Here is a 16456-nt window from a genome sequence, read left to right on the forward strand (position 1 = left end):
AACGGTCAGAACCGCCCCCGCCCGGCGCTAGCCTTGACCCCCATGAGCGAAACCCAGTCCCACGACGGACCCCGCACCACCACCGGCCGCATCCCCCACGGCCCCTTCCGTCCCGGCGACCAGGTCCAGCTCACCGACCCCAAAGGCCGCATCAACACCATCACCCTCCAGCCCGGCAAGGAATACCACTCCCACAAGGGCGCCATCCCCCACGACACCATCATCGGCAGCCCCGAAGGATCCGTCTTCCGCTCCACCGGCGGCACCGAATACCTCGCCTTCCGCCCCCTCCTCACCGACCACACCCTCCGCATGCCCCGCGGCGCCGCCGTCGTCTACCCCAAGGACGCCGCCCAGATCGTCGCCCAAGCCGACATCTTCCCCGGCGCCCGCGTCATCGAAGCCGGCGCCGGCTCCGGCGCCCTCAGCTGCTTCCTCCTCCGCGCCGTCGGCGAACACGGCCTCCTCTCCTCCTACGAACGCCGCCAGGACTTCGCCGACATCGCCCGCGGCAACGTCGAACGCTTCTTCGGCGGCCCCCACCCCGCCTGGCGCCTCACCGTCGGCTCCCTCGAACACGACCTCGCCGAAACCGAGATCGACCGCGCCGTCCTCGACATGCTCGCCCCCTGGGAATGCATCGACGCCGTCGCCGAGGCCCTCATCCCCGGCGGCATGGTCTGCGCCTACATCGCCACCACCACCCAGATGTCCCGCATCGTCGAAGACCTCCGCTCCCACGGCGCCTTCGCCGAGCCCTACGCCTTCGAGACCATGCTCCGCAGCTGGCACGTCGACGGCCTCGCCGTCCGCCCCGACCACCGCATGGTCGGCCACACCGGCTTCCTCGTCACCGCCCGCCGCCCCCGACACCGCCCCCACCGGCACCGCCCGGACCTCCGACACCCCGGACAGCGACCCGCCCGCCGCCGCGCCCGGCCCCGCCACCGAGGCATAGATCACATCCCGGCGCCCCACCGGCGTGTCGCACCACAACCCGCCGAAACCGCCGAACCCCGCCGCCGCACCCACCCCCGACACCGAGAAACCCCAGGTCCGGCCCCCACAACCCCACCCGCCGGACCGCCCCCCGCACACCCCCGACACCCACCCGCACGACACGAGAACCGAATGGGCAGGTTACGGAAGCCCTCCAGATAGGTAGGGTCTCAGTAGGTCGTCGGCTCTCTTCGTGAGGAGGTGACGGGGCGTGGCCGCTCGTGACGAAGCTGGGGCGCGCAGAGCGCAGCACGACAAGGAGGTCAAGGACCTCCAAACACAGATCTCCTTCCTGGAGGAGGAGATCACCGTGCTGCGCCGCAAACTCGCGGAATCCCCGCGCCAAGCACGCGTGCTGGAAGAACGTCTCCATGAGGCACAGGCCAACCTGGCCGCAGTGACCGGTCAGAACGAGCGTCTCGTAGCGACCCTCAAAGAGGCTCGCGAACAGATCGTGGCGCTCAAGGAGGAGGTCGACAGGCTCGCACAACCACCCTCCGGATTCGGGGTCTTCCTCGGAACCCGCGACGACGGAACCGTCGACATCTTCACCGGGGGACGCAAACTCCGCGTCAACGTCAGCCCCGCCGTGGACGTCGAAGAACTCCAGCGCGGCCAAGAGGTCATGCTCAACGAGGCCCTCAACGTCGTCGAAGCCCTCGAGTTCGAAGAACAAGGCGAAGTCGTCATGCTCAAAGAGCTCTTCGACGACGGAGAACGCGCCCTCGTCATCGCGCACGCCGACGAGGAACGCGTCATCAAACTCGCCGAACCGCTCCGCGGCGTCCCGCTCCGCGCCGGCGACTCGCTCATGCTCGAGTCCCGCTCCGGATACGCCTACGAGAAGATCCACAAGGCCGAGGTCGAAGAACTCGTCCTCGAAGAGGTCCCCGACATCTCCTACAACGAGATCGGCGGCCTCGGCGGCCAGATCGAACTGATCCGCGACGCCGTCGAACTGCCCTACCTTCACGCCGACCTGTTCCGCGAACACCAGCTCCGGCCCCCCAAGGGCGTCCTCCTCTACGGACCGCCCGGATGCGGCAAGACCCTCATCGCCAAGGCCGTCGCCAACTCCCTCGCCAAACAGGTCGCCGAGAAGACCGGCAAGGAGGGCAAGAGCTTCTTCCTCAACATCAAGGGGCCCGAACTCCTCAACAAGTACGTCGGCGAAACCGAACGCCACATCCGGCTCGTCTTCCAGCGAGCACGCGAGAAGGCATCCGCCGGCACCCCCGTCATCGTGTTCTTCGACGAGATGGACTCCATCTTCCGCACCCGCGGCTCCGGAGTCTCCTCCGACGTCGAGAACACCATCGTCCCGCAGCTCCTCAGCGAGATCGACGGAGTCGAAGGGCTCGAGAACGTCATCGTCATCGGCGCCTCCAACCGCGAGGACATGATCGACCCCGCGATCCTGCGCCCCGGACGACTCGACGTCAAAATCAAGATCGAGCGCCCCGACGCAGAAGCCGCCAAGGACATCTTCTCCAAGTACATCCTCAGCGGCCTCCCGCTCCACCCCGACGACCTCAAGGAGCACGACGGCTCCGAAGAGGCCACCGTCGACGCCATGATCCAGCGCACCGTCGAACGCATGTACGCCGAAACCGAGGAGAACCGCTTCCTCGAAGTCACCTACGCCAACGGTGACAAGGAAGTCCTCTACTTCAAGGACTTCAACTCCGGCGCCATGATCCAGAACATCGTCGACCGCGCCAAGAAAATGGCCATCAAACAATTCCTCGACACCGGGCAAAAGGGCATGCGCGTCACCCACCTGCTCGCCGCCTGCGTCGACGAGTTCAGCGAGAACGAAGACCTGCCCAACACCACCAACCCCGACGACTGGGCCCGCATCTCCGGCAAGAAGGGCGAGCGGATCGTCTACATCCGCACCCTCGTCTCCGGAACCAAGGGCGCCGAAGCCGGACGCTCCATCGACACCGTCGCCAACACCGGCCAGTACCTCTGACCCGACGACCACGCACGCGGCGGCCCCACCCCGAGGGGGGCCGCCGCGCGCACGTCACCACCATGCGACCACACCGGCACCACGACGAACCCGCCACGACACACCGCCCCCGTGGCTCCACCCCCACCGCCCCGATAGGCTCGACGATATGACTGTTCGGCGGGTGATGGGCATCGAGACCGAGTACGGCATCTCCGTACCGGGCCAGCCAGGGGCCAACGCGATGGTGACCTCGTCCCAGGTCGTCAACGCCTACCTCGCGGCATCGGCGGCACGCGCCCGCCGGGCCCGCTGGGACTTCGAAGAAGAGAACCCCCTCCGCGACGCCCGCGGCTTCGACCTCGCCCGCGAGGTCGCCGACCCCACCCAGCTCACCGACGAAGACCTCGGCCTCGCCAACATCATCCTCACCAACGGCGCCCGGCTCTACGTCGACCACGCCCACCCCGAATACTCCGCCCCCGAATGCACCAACCCCCTCGACGCCGTCATCTGGGACAAGGCCGGAGAACGCGTCATGGCCGACGCCGCCCAACGCGCCGCCATGGTCCCCGGCACCAACCCCATCCAGCTCTACAAGAACAACACCGACAACAAGGGCGCCTCCTACGGCTGCCATGAGAACTACCTCATGCGCCGCGAGACCCCCTTCGCCGACATCGTCCGCCACCTCACCCCCTTCTTCGTCTCCCGCCAGGTCGTCTGCGGCGCCGGCCGCGTCGGCATCGGCGTCGACGGCCGCGGCGACGGCTTCCAGATCAGCCAGCGCGCCGACTTCTTCGAAGTCGAAGTCGGCCTCGAGACCACCCTCAAACGCCCCATCATCAACACCCGCGACGAACCCCACGCCGACCCCGAGAAGTACCGGCGCCTCCACGTCATCATCGGCGACGCCAACCTCGCCGAGCTGTCCACCTACCTCAAGCTCGGCACCACCTCCCTCGTCCTCGCCATGATCGAGGACGGCTTCCTCACCACCGACCTCTCGGTCGACATGCCCGTCGCCTCCCTCCGCGCCGTCTCTCACGACCCGTCCTGCAAGCACCTGCTCACCCTCCGCGACGGCCGCAAGATGACCGCCGTCCAGCTCCAGATGGAGTACCTCGAGCAGTCCCGCAAGTACGTCGAGGACCGCTTCGGCGCCGACGTCGACGACATGACCAAGGACGTCCTCGACCGCTGGGAGTCGGTCCTGCACCGCCTCGGCGACGACCCCATGCAGCTCTCCCGCGAGCTCGACTGGGTCGCCAAGCTCGCCCTCCTCGAGGGCTACCGCAGCCGCGACGACATCGACTGGTCCCACTCCCGCCTGCACCTCGTCGACCTGCAGTACGCCGACGTCCGTCCCGACAAGGGCCTCTACAACCGCCTCGTCGACCGCGGCCGCATCGAACGCCTCATCACCGAGGACCAGGTCGAGGCCGCCATCGACGACCCGCCCGAGGACACCCGCGCGTACTTCCGCGGCCGCTGCCTGCGCCAGTACGCCGACAACGTCGCCGCCGCCTCCTGGGACTCCGTCATCTTCGACGTCCCCGGCCGCGAGTCCCTCCAGCGCGTCCCCACCCTGGAGCCCCTGCGCGGCACCAAGGAGCACGTGGGCGCCCTCCTGGACCGCTGCCGCACCGCGGAGGCCCTCGTCGCCACCCTGACGGGCCAGGACTGACCTGAGCACCGCGCAAGGCCCTGACCAGCGCACATGCCCGTCCCCGGCAGCACAGGCCGCCTGGGGCGGGCACACGCTTTTCCGGCCCCTCCGCCCCGCGATGACCTGGGTAAACGGCCGACGTCTCCGTATCGAGACCGGTATGCCCGTTTCATTGCTCTGCGGACGGGCGATAACCCGAGCATGCTCGAAGCCCCCCGCCGAGGCGGACGAAACGGACCGCAAGATCCACTCGTCGCCGAAGATCGGGGATAAGGTCGAAGGCAACGGCAGGATCGGAGGTACGTGATGGCCACAAAGGACACCGGCGGTCAGAAGCAGACCACGCGGCGCACGGACGAGGTCGAGGAGACCGAGGCCACGACCAGCGAAGACGTCCAGGAACGCCACGAGGAACTGACCGACGACGTCGACAATATCCTCGACGAAATCGACGAAGTCCTCGAGGAAAATGCGGAGGAATTCGTCCGTGGATTTGTGCAAAAAGGCGGACAGTGATGGATAAATCGGACATGTCCGATTCCATCAACTAATAAAGGCTTTCGAGGTCGCTCGCCGAACTCGAAAGTGTTGTCGAATCATGGGTGGGGCTGATAAAGTCCCACCCATGATTTCTGAAAAGAAGTGCAAGGACTGTGGAAAGGTCAAGGCGGCCGCCGAGTTCTGGAAGCGCAAGGCATCACCGGACGGTCTGGCGCTCTACTGCAGGGACTGCTTCGCTCAGCGGAACTCCGCCTCGTACCGCAAGAAGCAGGCATCTCTGGGGAGGAAGACGAAAGACTTCAGGAGGCGTCGAGAAGATCCTCAGGGAATGAAGTACTGCCCGCGATGTGAAACGGTCAAGGCGCTAGAGGACTTCGGCAACAATCGGTCCAAAGGTTCTGGAAACTCCTCTTACTGCAAGCCCTGCTGGAACACGATCACTCGGGAGCACAGGGAACGCAGGCACGGCAGCAGCCGCAACTACCTTCTCAAGCTCCGGTACGGCCTCACCGAAGAGGAGGTGCGGCAGATGACCGTCCAGCAGGGCGGTGTCTGCGTCATCTGCCTCCGCGCCGCTGCGAAGCACGTCGACCACGACCACTTCAGCGGCGCCGTCCGGCGCATCCTGTGCTTCAAGTGCAACGGGGCGCTCGGCCAGTTCGAGGACGACCCTCAGCGGATGCTCCTCGCCGCCGACTACCTCGAACTCCGTGGTTCCCAGGCCCGAATGCTCGAGAACGAGGTCGGCGAGCCGGTCTTCCGCAGGCGTACTCGCGTGGAGTTGCGCGGACTGAACCGGGTGGCGTGGGGCACCTTGGGCGGTACTTCGCGCGCCGGTCACCTGCACCACCGATACGGGATCACGGAGTCCGACGCGGACCGGCTCTTCGAACTCCAGGTCGGCCTGTGCGGGGTCTGCAGCGATCGTCCCGGCGAGCACATCGACCACGATCACGGTACCGGGGCCGTGCGCGGGATCGCTTGCACCGGATGCAACACCGGTATGGGCCAGTTCGGTGACGACGCCACGTGCCTCCGCCGCGCCGCGGACTACGTGATGGGGGAGCTCGTCAGGACGGTGGCCCTGCCGGACGGGACGACGCGTCTGTCGTTCACGCGCCCGGACGTGGATCCGGCGACGGTCCCGCCGAACGGGTGGAAGCCGTATCGCGACGCGGACGGCGAGCGTCGGCGCGGTGACCCGTCCTTCGGGCGTCGTGCCGGGGACGGGCTCACGCCGCTCGAGGTCCTGGTGCGGGAGATCGTGGCGCGGAGCGGGGCGTCCGGTGGCTCGGCGGTGTCCGGCGCCTCGGCCCGCTCGTAGGGTTCCGCGGAGCCCCGCCGGGTCGGTCGGTTCGCCGTGGGCTGAGCCGGTGGGGCGGGCGCGGCATGCAGGGGCGGGCGTTGAACAGTAGGGTCGTACTCGTCCGTGCCGGTGATCTGTGTGATGCCGGTGCCATGGTGGAGGGAAGGGAGTCGCGTGGCGTCCCACGATTCGCACACCGGGCGTCTGTCGAGCTTGTTCGCGAGCCCGGACACGTCTTCGTTCACGGAGTTCCTGGGGGCGTACTCTCCGGACCTGCTGCCCGGCGGGCGGACGCCGCCGGCGACGCCGGTCGGGGACGAGATTCCGCACGGGACGACGATCGTCGCGGTGACCTTCCCCGGCGGGGTGGTCATGGCGGGGGACCGGCGGGCGACCGCGGGGAACGTGATCGCGCAGCGCGACATCGAGAAGGTGTTCCGGGCGGACGAGTTCTCGGCGATCGCGATCGCGGGGACGGCCGGGATCGGCATCGAGATGATGCGGTTGTTCCAGGTCGAGCTCGAGCACTACGAGAAGCGCGAGGGCCGGACGCTGTCGGTCGAGGGCAAGGCGAACCGGCTGGCGACGATGGTGCGGCAGAACCTGGGCATGGCGATGCAGGGCCTGGCGGTGGTGCCGCTGTTCGCGGGGTACGACGAGGAGCGGGACGCGGGGCGGATCTTCTCCTATGATCCGGCGGGCGGCCGGTACGAGGAGCGGGACTTCCACTCGATCGGGTCGGGTTCGGTGTTCGCGCGGGGCGCGCTGAAGAAGCTGTTCCGGCGGGATCTGTCGGCGGAGGACGCGGCGCTGGTGTGCGTGCAGGCTTTGTACGACGCGGCGGACGACGATTCGGCGACGGGCGGTCCGGATCTGCCGCGGCGGATCTTCCCGGTGGTGGCGTCGGTGACGTCGGACGGGTACCGCCGGCTCGGTGAGGACGAGGTGGGGGCGCTCGCGCGGTCCGTGGTCGAGGCACGTTACGACTCGCCGGGCGGGCCGACCGCCCCGCTGCGATAGAAGGGATCCAGACCGGTGTCGATGCCGTTCTATGTGTCGCCTGAACAGCAGATGAAGGACAAGGCGGACTATGCGCGGAAGGGTATTTCGCGTGGCCGCAGCGTGGTCGTGCTGCAGTACGACGACGGCATCCTGTTCGTGGCGGACAATCCGTCGCGGGCGCTGCACAAGATCAGTGAGATTTACGACCGGATCGCGTTCGCGGCGGTGGGGAAGTACAACGAGTTCGAGAACCTGCGGCTGGGCGGTGTGCGGTACGCGGACATCAACGGGTACCAGTACGACCGCCGGGACGTGACGGCGCGGGGGCTGGCGAACGTGTACGCGCAGTCGCTGGGGACGATCTTCACGGAGACGAACAAGCCGTACGAGGTGGAGTTGGTCGTCGCGGAGGTCGGTGAGGACGCGGAGACGGACCAGATCTACCGGTTGACGTTCGACGGGTCGGTGGCCGACGAGCACGGTTACGTGGCGATGGGCGGTCAGGCGGACGCGGTGGCGCAGGCGCTGAAGGACGGGTTCCGCGAGGGGGCTCCGTTGGAGGAGGCGCTGCGGACGGCGGTGCGTGCGCTGGAGGCGCAGGATTCGGATCGTCGTCTGGAGGCGTCGTCGCTGGAGGTGGCGGTGCTGGATCGGAATCGGGAGCATCGGCTGTTCAAGCGGTTGGCGGCTCGGCGGATCGAGGGGCTGCTGGCGGAGGGGTCGTCCGGTTCGTCGGGCGGGGGCGAGGACGGTTCGGAGTCGGGTTCGTCGGACGAGGACTGATTTCTGGTCGGGTGCCGGTGTCCGGGGTGTCCCGGTTGCTGTGAGCGTTCGCCGGTGAGGTCCGGTTTGTGGGCCCGTCGTGGTGGTGCGGTGTGTCGCCGTGGCGCCGCGGCGGGTCTTCGGTGTGTCGGGGGTGCTGTGGGGCGGGTCCCGGGAACCTTGTCCATCCGGGGACTACGAAGTTGGGGTCGGGGCGCATAGGGTCGTGGTGTGGACAGGCGCATCTTCGGGCTAGAGAACGAGTACGGCGTCACTTGCACGTTCCGTGGGCAGCGTCGGCTGTCTCCGGATGAGGTGGCGCGTTATCTGTTCCGGCGGGTGGTGTCGTGGGGGCGCAGCAGCAATGTGTTCCTGCGGAACGGGGCGCGGCTGTATCTGGATGTGGGGAGTCATCCGGAGTACGCGACGCCGGAGTGCGACAGTGTCGTCGATCTCGTGACGCACGACAAGGCGGGGGAGCGGATCCTGGAGGGTCTGCAGGTGGATGCGGAGCGGCGGTTGCGGGAGGAGGGCATCGCCGGCGACATCTACTTGTTCAAGAACAATACGGATTCGGCGGGGAACTCGTACGGCTGCCATGAGAACTATCTGGTGGGTCGGCACGGGGAGTTCGGCCGGCTGGCGGATGTGCTGATTCCGTATCTGGTGACGCGGCAGATCATCTGTGGTGCGGGGAAGGTGCTGCAGACGCCGCGGGGTGCGGTGTATTGCGTGTCGCAGCGGGCGGAGCACATCTGGGAGGGTGTGTCGTCGGCGACGACGCGGTCGCGTCCGATCATCAATACGCGGGACGAGCCGCATGCGGATGCGGAGCGGTTCCGTCGGCTGCATGTGATCGTCGGTGACTCGAACATGAGCGAGGCGACGATGCTGCTGAAGGTCGGTGCGACCGACCTGGTGCTGCGGATGGTCGAGGCCGGTGTGGTGATGCGTGATCTGACGCTGGAGAACCCGATCCGGGCGATCCGGGAGGTCAGTCATGACATGACGGGCCGGCGGAAGGTGCGGTTGGCGAACGGCCGGGAGGCGAGTTCGCTGGAGATCCAGAAGGAGTACTTCGTCAAGGCGCGGGATTTCGTGGACGCGCGGGGCGGTGACGCGACGGCGAAGCGGGTGCTGGATCTGTGGGAGCGGACGCTGCGGGCGGTGGAGACCGGTGATCTGGATCTGGTGTCGCGGGAGATCGACTGGGTGATGAAGTACCAGCTGATCGAGCGGTACCGGCGGAAGTACGATCTGCCGTTGTCGTCGCCGCGGGTGGCGCAGCTGGATCTGACGTATCACGATGTGCATCGTGATCGTGGTCTGTATTACCTGTTGGAGCGTCGCGGGGGTGCGGAGCGGGTCACGCGGGATCTGGACATCTTCGAGGCGAAGTCGGTTCCGCCGCAGACGACGCGGGCGCGGTTGCGGGGTGAGTTCATCCGCAAGGCGCAGGAGAAGCGTCGTGATTTCACGGTGGATTGGGTGCATTTGAAGTTGAACGATCAGGCGCAGCGGACGGTGTTGTGCAAGGACCCGTTCCGGTCGGTGGACGAGCGGGTCGACAAGCTGATCGCCGGTATGTAGCGGGTGCGTCCGGGGGTGTTCCCCGGACGGGCTCGTGGTGTGGCCGGGGGTGGTTCCGGCTGGCCGGGCGGGTCTGCGGGGGTGTGGAGGGGTGTGCTGCGGGTGTTGGGCGCGCCCGGGCCTACTGGCGGGTCACTTTGGCGGTAGGGTGAGCGGCCAGCAGCGCTCGTCCCCCCCGTGAAGGACCCGTATGCGCCGTCGTCGTCTCTCGGTCGTGTCCGCCGCCGTCGTGCTGTCCGTTCCGCTCGTGTTCGCGTCGTCGTGTTCGTTGTTCGGCGGCGGGGTGGACGTGTCGGTCAGCGGGGAGTTCGGGAAGGTTCCGGAGGTGGAGTTCCCGGACGGCGGTCCGGGGGATTCGCTGGCGGTGGAGACCCTCGAGGAGGGGGACGGGTCGGAGGCCCGGAAGGGCGATCTGGTGGTGGCCGATTATGTCGGTTACCGGTGGAACGATGATGAGCGCAAGCTCGTGGCGAGCAGTTACGCGGAGGGCGAGCCGGGGGTGTTCCCGACGGGGACGGTGGTCCCGGGGCTCGCGGAGGCGCTGGTGGGGGCGCGGCCGGGGGCGCGTGTGGTGGCGCGGATCCCGCCGGACAAGGGTTTCGGGGAGGACGGCGACGCCCGGCATCGGGTGGGGCCGGGTGACACGCTGGTGTACGTGCTGGACGTGCGGGGCGTGTACGGGAAGTCTGCGGCGGCGAAGGGGAAGGCGCTGGAGCAGCGGGATCCGCGGCTGCCGCGGGTCGGGGAGGCGGCGCCGGGGCAGGTGCCGGTGGTGACGATGCCGAAGGGTGCGGCGCCGGGGAAGCTGCAGGCGGTGACGCTGGTGCAGGGCGAGGGCCCGGAGGTGAAGGGCGGGCAGCTGGCCGCGCTGCAGTACGCGGGGTATTTCTGGCGCAATGGGCAGGTGTTCAATTCGTCGTGGGGTGAGGGGCATCCGGCGGCGGTGACGATCGGGACCGGCGAGGTGGTGAAGGGCTGGGACGAGGCGCTGGTGGGGCGCCGGGTCGGCAGCCGGATGCTGCTGGTGGTTCCGCCGTCGCTGGGTTACGGGAAGAAGGGGTTGTCGCAGTACGGGATCCGGGGCGACGACACGCTGGTGTTCGTGGTGGAGCTCCTCGGCGTCCACTGAGGGGTCGGGCGGCGTCCCGGGGCGGTGTCGGCCGTCCGGGGGCGCCGCCGGTTTCTAAAATGCATGCCCGCTGTTCCTAGACTGGCGGGGTGGAGGACATCGACGCGATCGCGCTGCTGCAGGATCCGGTGCGGCGGCGGCTGTACGAGTTCGTTGCGGCGCGGGGCCGCGAGGTGGGTCGGAACGAGGCCGCGGAGGCGCTCGGGCTGGGGCGGACGCTGGCGGCGTTCCATTTGGACAAGCTGGTGGACGGGGGTCTGCTGGAGGCGGGGAGCCGCCGGTTGACGGGCCGTTCGGGGCCGGGCGCGGGGCGTCCGGCGAAGGTGTACCGGCGGTCGGCGGTGGAGCGCGGGGTGTCGGTGCCGGCGCGGGATTACGGGACGGCGGCGTCGCTGCTGGCGGAGGCCGCGGAGGCGGCGGGGCTGGACGGGGAGCTGCAGGAGGCGGCGCGGCGGCGGGGGCGTGCGCTGGCCGCGGCGGAGGGGCCGTGCGGTGATCTGGCGGGGTTGGAGCGGGTGCTGGCGCGGCGCGGCTATGAGCCGGTGCGTGTGGCGCCGGGTGGTGAGGATTCCGGGCGGGGCGATGGAGGCGAGTCCGCGGAGCCCGCGGGCGGGTGCGGGGCCGCTGGGGGCGGTGCGGGGGTCGTCCGGATGCGGAACTGCCCGTTCGGTGCGGTGGCGGAGGCGTTCCCGCCGCTGGTGTGCGGCATGAATGTGGCGTTGCTGGAGGGCATGGCGGAGGGGTCGCGGGGCGTGCGGGTGCGGATGGACGCGCGTCCGGGCTGGTGCTGCGCGGTGGCGGAGGAGGTGCCGCCCGCCCCCTCTAAAAACAATGAAGATTGACATAGAAGTGGGGGCCGTGGTGAGGTGATCCCATGACGGACGATCACCGCGCTCAGCGCACGCCTGCCCGCACCGAGGACCCGCGCCACCACCTCGCCCAGTTCAACGTGGCGACCATGCGCTTCCCACTGGACGACCCGCGCATGGCGGAGTTCGTGGAGATGCTCGACCCCGTGAACGCCCTCGCCGACACCGCGCCCGGGTTCGTCTGGCGGCTGGTGGAGGACGGGCAGCCGGACGCGACCCGGATGCGGCCCGCCGGCGACGACGTGATCGTCACGTTCTCGGTGTGGGAGTCGGCGGAGGCGCTGTGGGACTTCGTCTACCGGTCCGGGCACCTGGAGTCGATGCGGCGCCGCCGCGAGTGGTTCCTGCGGCACGCGGAGGCGCACCTGGTGCTGTGGTGGGTTCCCGCCGGGCACGTCCCGACGGTGGAGGAGGGGATGGAGCGGCTGGCGCTGCTGCGCGCGGAGGGCCCGTCCCCGCGCGCGTTCACGTTCGCGTCGCCGTTCACCGCCGAGGAGGCCGGGCTCGCGCCGGTGTGAGCCCGCCCCCCCGGGCGGCGGCGAGGCGACGCGCGGGCCGCCCGGGGACGTCCGGGGGCGCGGCGGTCAGTCGCGGCGGTCAGTCGAGGAGGGCCGCGGTGTGGCGGCCCGCGGCGGCCGCGGTGAGGAAGTAGGCGAGGTCCTCGTCGAGGCGCCGGCCCATGGTGGACAGCCGGACGCCCCAGTCCCGCTCGGCGCCCGCGAGCGCGTCGCGCAGGCCGTCCACGGCGACGGGGACGAGCGCGTGCCGGTCGCCGAGCGGCGCGGCCTGCGCCGCGACGCGGGCGCCGAACTCGCCGCCCAGTTCGGGGACGGGGACGTCGGCGCGGGCGAGGGCGACCCGCCCGTAGGCGGTGAGGGAGTGGTGCGAGACGCCGATGTGGCGCTCCCGCCGGTCGCCCTCGCTGACCCGCAGCGACGCGACGGGCCGCCCGTCGAGGACGGACGCGGCGTTGACGGCCTCGCCCGCGGAGACGCCCGAGAACCCCCAGCGGGTGCCGGTGCCGAGGTTGCCCGGGCCCTGCGCGAGGACGATGGCCTCGGCGTCCAGCACGAGCCGCGCCGCGAGGAGCCCGGTGTGGACGGTGACGGCCTCGAGGTCGCCGCCGAACGCCTGCCCGACCGTGACGGTGGCCGCGAGGGCGCCCGCGTCCTTCAGCCGCGCGATCGACATGGAGAACCAGGACGGCAGCGCGCCCCCGTCCGGCATGACGTACACGACCCGCGTCCCCGGCCGGGCGGCGAGGAGCCCGGCGAGGATCGGCGGCAGCGCGGAGTGCAGGTCGGCGACGACGACGGGCGCGCCGCCGAGGGAGTCGGCGTCGCGCAGCACGTCGTGGTGGGGGGAGTCCTGCTCGTCGGCGCCGAGGACGGTGGCCTGCAGCGGGGTGTAGCGGGCCTTGACGAGGTGGCCGGGGCCGGACGGGTCGGGCGGGAGCCGGTCGGGGACCGCGACGACCATCGCGTAGCCGCCGGTGCCGAGGCCCATCGCCAAGGCCGTAGTGTTGAGCAGGACGGTGTCGCCGGGTTCGGGGCGCCCCACCAGCGCGGGATACGCCAGGGCGCGGTGCGCGCCGTCGCCCCCGATCTCGACGTCGAGTTCGACCGCCCCCGGCCATTCGCGTCGGATGCCCTCAACTGTGCCTTTACGCCATCGGATCACACTGGGAAACGGTAGCGTCCTCTGGTGACGGGCGTGGGGGCGTTCGGACCCGTGCACGGGGGTCCCGGGGCTTCACGGAGCGAAGAGGTGGTGGCGAAGTGTCGCGGCGCAAGACCGAGCGCCTGCTGAATCTGGTGGTCTGCCTGCTCGCCACCCGGCGCTATCTGACCGCGGAGCAGATCCGCCGGGCGGTGCCGGGGTATCCGGACTCCGACGAGGCGTTCAAGCGGATGTTCGAGCGCGACAAGGAGGAGTTGCGCGAGCTGGGCGTTCCGCTGGAGGTCGGCAGCGACCTGCAGGGCGGGGGCGGCGAGGAGATCGGGTACCGGATCCCGCCGCAGGACTACGAGCTGCCCGACGTGCACCTGACGCCGGACGAGGCGGCGGTGCTGGGCCTGGCGGCCCGGGTGTGGCAGCGGGCGAGCCTGGCGGAGGCGGCGTCGGGGGCGCTGCTGAAGCTGCGGGCGGCGGGCGTGGAGACCGACGCGTCGGCCGCCGTCGGGATCGAGCCGCGCGTGGACACCGGCGAACCGGCGTTCCCCGCCCTGTGGGAGGCGGTTCGGGACCGGCGGCCGGTCGCGTTCGACTACCGGGCGATCGGGCGGACGTCGGTGACGCGCCGCCACCTGGAGCCGTGGGGCGTCGTCAGCCGGCGGGGCCGCTGGTACGTGGTCGGGTTCGACCGGGACCGCGACGAGGAGCGGGTGTTCCGGCTGAGCCGCATCGACGGGGAGGTCGCCGCGGACGGCCCGGCCGGGTCGGTGACGGTCCCGGACGGCGTCGACGTGCGGCGCCTCGCGTTCGACCGCGGCGAGCCGGTCACCGAGCCGCGCCCGGCGACGGTGCGGCTGCGGGCGGGCGCCGCGCAGGGCCCGCGCCGGTGGGCGCGCGACGTCCGCCCCTCCGGCGACGGCGCGTGGGACGAGGCCGTCCTGACGTTCCGGGACGTGGAGCGGTTCGCGCCGTACCTGGCGCGGTTCGCCGACGACCTGGTCGTGCTGGACCCGCCCGACCTGCGCGACGCGGTGATCCAGCAGCTGAAGTCGGCGCTGGCCGCCGGGGAACCGGGCCCGGCCGGCGGCGCCGGGACCGAGGACGGGACGGTGCACGCGCGATGACCACGAACACCCCGAAGACCGCGAACGCCCCGAAGACCGCGAACGCCGCGAGACCGTCCAAGACCTCCCGGTCGGCGGCGAAGCAGGCGGCGGCGTCGACCGGGCGGCTCGCGCGGCTGCTCGCGCTCGTCCCGTACGTCGTCAACCGCGACACCGTCGCCCTGGAGGAGGCCGCGGCCGCGTTCGGGGTGACCGAGAAGCAGCTGATCGACGACCTGAACCTGCTGTGGTGCGTGGAGCTGCGCGCGCCCGACCCGTACTGCCCGATCGACCTGTCCTACGAGGGCGGGGAGATCACCGTCGCCGAGGCCGAGTCGATCGCGCGGCCGCTGCGGCTGAAGGTCGACGAGGCCAGCGCGCTGCTGGTGGCGCTGCGGATGCTCGCCGAGATCCCCGACCTGCACGACCGCGACGCCCTCAGCCGCGTCATCGCGAAGCTCGAGACCGCCGCGGGCGCGGCGGCCGTGCCGAGCGCGCAGGTCGCGGTCGAGGTCGACGCCCGGGACGTCGCCGCGGGCGGCGGCCCCGGCGCCCGCACCGTCCTCGGGACGCTGCGGGACGCCGTCGCGGCGCGGCGCCGCGTGCACCTGGCGTACTACGTGCCGGCGCGCGACGAGAACACCGAGCGGGACGTCGACCCGATGCGGCTGCTGGTGGTGGAGGGCAACACCTACCTGGAGGGCTGGTGCCGCCGCGCGGAGGCGGTCCGGCTGTTCAAGCTCGACCGCGTCACCGGCCTGGAGGTGCTGGACGAGCCCGCCGAGGTGCCCGACCACGCCGAGCCGATCGACGTCGACGCCGGGCTGTTCCGGCCGTCCCCGCAGGACGTGCGGGTGACGCTGGAGCTGACGCCCCGCGGCCGCTGGGTCGCCGACTACTACCCGTGCGAGAGCGTCGAGGAGCTGGGGGAGGGGCGGCTGCGGGTGGTGCTGCCGACGCCCGACACCCGCTGGGTGCGGGGCCTGGCGCTGCGGCTCGGCGACCAGGGGCGCGTCGTGGCGCCCGCGTCGGTCGCCGACGGCGTCCGCGACGACGCCGCCCGCGCCCTCGCCCTGTACGGCCTGGGCTGACCCGCCCGGAACGGCCCCGGGCCCGCGCGGCGGGGCGGGGCCGCCGTCCGGCCGGGCCGGTGCTGAAGGTCGCGCCGGTATCGGCTACCGTGGCGGGCGTGGCGTGGGTAGCGGTTTCGGTGACGGCGGGCTTCGTCGGCTTGGCCGTGCTCGCCTACTGCGCGTTCAAGGTGTACTTGGGCGTGCGGCGGTTCGGACGTGAACTCGAGCGCACAAGATCACGGCTGGCGCCGAAACAGTCGGCGCTCAGGGATGAACTCTCTCGACTCGAGGGATCTCGGGCGCCACAAGCGCGCGAAGACGGCGTACGATCGTCGTGAGGACCCCTGCTGAAGAGGATTTGTCATGGCTGGACTTGGCACGACCGAAATTCTGATCATCCTGGCGGTCGTACTGCTGCTGTTCGGGTCGGCGAAACTGCCGCAGCTCGCCCGCTCGCTGGGCAAGTCCGCCCGGATCCTGAAGGCCGAGACCAAGGGCCTGCACGACGACGATGACGGCGACGACACCCGCAAGGCGCAGGCGTCGCAGCAGCAGGACGCCCCCGCTGAGGCGCCCGGCGCGCAGCAGAACGCGCGCGGCCCGCAGGCGCTCGCGTCCGGTGAGCCGCTCCAGGGCGTTCCGGTTTCGGACCCGGGCCAGGCCCGCAAGCACTGATCCGGCGGCGCACCGCACCGCGGCACCGCCCGCGGCGCGCCGCCCCGCCCGCGGCGGTCCCCGCCCTCCCGCCGAGGGCCGCCGCCGCGTCGACCCCCGGACCGAAATCGAGCCCGAAAGCCGATGATGAAGCTGAGCAGGCGCGGCGCC

General features: G+C 70.5%; 15 protein-coding genes. 14 read left to right on the top strand and 1 reads right to left on the bottom strand.

The window, feature by feature from the left end; genetic code table 11:
* Positions 1-42 precede the first annotated feature (42 nt).
* From H505_RS40615 to H505_RS40635, 11 genes are all read left to right on the top strand, one after another.
* Positions 43-1161, top strand: coding sequence for a tRNA (adenine-N1)-methyltransferase (locus tag H505_RS40615; protein ID WP_169528809.1), 1119 nt, complete (start codon positions 43-45; stop codon positions 1159-1161).
* A gap of 49 nt (positions 1162-1210) precedes the next feature.
* Entirely contained in the window at positions 1211-2974 is a 1764-nt protein-coding gene (gene arc, locus H505_RS0108640) for a proteasome ATPase (protein ID WP_026401670.1), read from the top strand.
* Positions 2975-3122: 148 nt separating this feature from the next.
* On the top strand, positions 3123-4640 hold the full coding sequence (gene dop, locus H505_RS0108645) for a depupylase/deamidase Dop (protein ID WP_199748175.1): 1518 nt from the start codon (positions 3123-3125) through the stop codon (positions 4638-4640).
* 288 nt (positions 4641-4928) lie between these two features.
* On the top strand, positions 4929-5138 hold the full coding sequence (locus H505_RS0108650) for a ubiquitin-like protein Pup (RefSeq protein WP_026401672.1): 210 nt from the start codon (positions 4929-4931) through the stop codon (positions 5136-5138).
* Between the two features lie 109 nt (positions 5139-5247).
* Positions 5248-6447, top strand: a complete 1200-nt coding sequence (locus tag H505_RS47420; RefSeq protein WP_245592466.1) for an endonuclease VII domain-containing protein — start codon at positions 5248-5250, stop codon at positions 6445-6447.
* A gap of 123 nt (positions 6448-6570) precedes the next feature.
* Entirely contained in the window at positions 6571-7449 is an 879-nt protein-coding gene (prcB, locus tag H505_RS0108665) for a proteasome subunit beta (RefSeq protein ID WP_125620718.1), read from the top strand.
* 21 nt (positions 7450-7470) lie between these two features.
* Positions 7471-8214: a proteasome subunit alpha gene (gene prcA, locus H505_RS0108670; RefSeq protein WP_026401674.1), complete on the top strand. Its 744-nt coding sequence runs from the start codon at positions 7471-7473 to the stop codon at positions 8212-8214.
* 210 nt (positions 8215-8424) lie between these two features.
* Positions 8425-9783 (top strand): Pup--protein ligase, encoded by a 1359-nt coding sequence (gene pafA / locus H505_RS0108675; protein WP_026401675.1) that lies wholly within the window; start codon positions 8425-8427, stop codon positions 9781-9783.
* Between the two features lie 190 nt (positions 9784-9973).
* Positions 9974-10912, top strand: a complete 939-nt coding sequence (locus H505_RS40630) for an FKBP-type peptidyl-prolyl cis-trans isomerase (protein WP_064743556.1) — start codon at positions 9974-9976, stop codon at positions 10910-10912.
* Between the two features lie 89 nt (positions 10913-11001).
* Positions 11002-11754 carry a helix-turn-helix transcriptional regulator gene (locus H505_RS0108685; protein WP_026401676.1) on the top strand — a complete coding sequence of 251 codons (753 nt, stop codon included), beginning with the start codon at positions 11002-11004 and terminating at the stop codon, positions 11752-11754.
* Positions 11755-11786: 32 nt separating this feature from the next.
* Positions 11787-12299, top strand: coding sequence for a DUF3291 domain-containing protein (locus tag H505_RS40635; RefSeq protein ID WP_051300449.1), 513 nt, complete (start codon positions 11787-11789; stop codon positions 12297-12299).
* Positions 12300-12378: 79 nt separating this feature from the next.
* Here the strand turns inward: H505_RS40635 and H505_RS0108695 are convergent, their stop codons facing one another.
* Positions 12379-13461 carry a DUF3866 family protein gene (locus tag H505_RS0108695; RefSeq protein ID WP_026401677.1) on the bottom strand — a complete coding sequence of 361 codons (1083 nt, stop codon included), beginning with the start codon at positions 13459-13461 and terminating at the stop codon, positions 12379-12381.
* Between the two features lie 98 nt (positions 13462-13559).
* Between H505_RS0108695 and H505_RS40640 the strand changes: the two genes are divergently transcribed.
* The 3 genes from H505_RS40640 to tatA all read left to right on the top strand — a co-directional run bounded on the left by H505_RS40640 (position 13560) and on the right by tatA (position 16306).
* Positions 13560-14579, top strand: coding sequence for a helix-turn-helix transcriptional regulator (locus H505_RS40640; protein WP_034517246.1), 1020 nt, complete (start codon positions 13560-13562; stop codon positions 14577-14579).
* The gene (locus H505_RS40645) at positions 14576-15649 is read left to right on the top strand and encodes a helix-turn-helix transcriptional regulator (RefSeq protein WP_084550012.1); all 1074 of its coding nucleotides are present in this window, start codon (positions 14576-14578) and stop codon (positions 15647-15649) included. Before H505_RS40640 ends, H505_RS40645 begins: the two co-directional genes overlap by 4 nt.
* A gap of 345 nt (positions 15650-15994) precedes the next feature.
* Positions 15995-16306: a Sec-independent protein translocase subunit TatA gene (gene tatA, locus H505_RS0108710; RefSeq protein WP_026401678.1), complete on the top strand. Its 312-nt coding sequence runs from the start codon at positions 15995-15997 to the stop codon at positions 16304-16306.
* Positions 16307-16456: the final 150 nt, after the last annotated feature.

Origin of the sequence: Actinomadura rifamycini DSM 43936 (assembly GCF_000425065.1) — a bacterium.
GTDB classification, from domain to species: Bacteria; Actinomycetota; Actinomycetes; order Streptosporangiales; family Streptosporangiaceae; genus Spirillospora; species Spirillospora rifamycini.

Bases quoted from the DNA above. Each gene is read 5' to 3' on its own strand.
- H505_RS40615 (WP_169528809.1), top strand. From the start codon at position 43: ATGAGCGAAACCCAGTCCCACGACGGACCCCGCACCACCACCGGCCGC.
- dop (WP_199748175.1), top strand. From the start codon at position 3,123: ATGACTGTTCGGCGGGTGATGGGCATCGAGACCGAGTACGGCATCTCC.
- H505_RS0108650 (WP_026401672.1), top strand. From the start codon at position 4,929: ATGGCCACAAAGGACACCGGCGGTCAGAAGCAGACCACGCGGCGCACG.
- H505_RS47420 (WP_245592466.1), top strand. From the start codon at position 5,248: ATGATTTCTGAAAAGAAGTGCAAGGACTGTGGAAAGGTCAAGGCGGCC.
- prcB (WP_125620718.1), top strand. From the start codon at position 6,571: ATGCCGGTGCCATGGTGGAGGGAAGGGAGTCGCGTGGCGTCCCACGAT.
- prcA (WP_026401674.1), top strand. From the start codon at position 7,471: ATGCCGTTCTATGTGTCGCCTGAACAGCAGATGAAGGACAAGGCGGAC.
- H505_RS40630 (WP_064743556.1), top strand. From the start codon at position 9,974: ATGCGCCGTCGTCGTCTCTCGGTCGTGTCCGCCGCCGTCGTGCTGTCC.
- H505_RS40635 (WP_051300449.1), top strand. From the start codon at position 11,787: ATGACGGACGATCACCGCGCTCAGCGCACGCCTGCCCGCACCGAGGAC.
- H505_RS40645 (WP_084550012.1), top strand. From the start codon at position 14,576: ATGACCACGAACACCCCGAAGACCGCGAACGCCCCGAAGACCGCGAAC.
- tatA (WP_026401678.1), top strand. From the start codon at position 15,995: ATGGCTGGACTTGGCACGACCGAAATTCTGATCATCCTGGCGGTCGTA.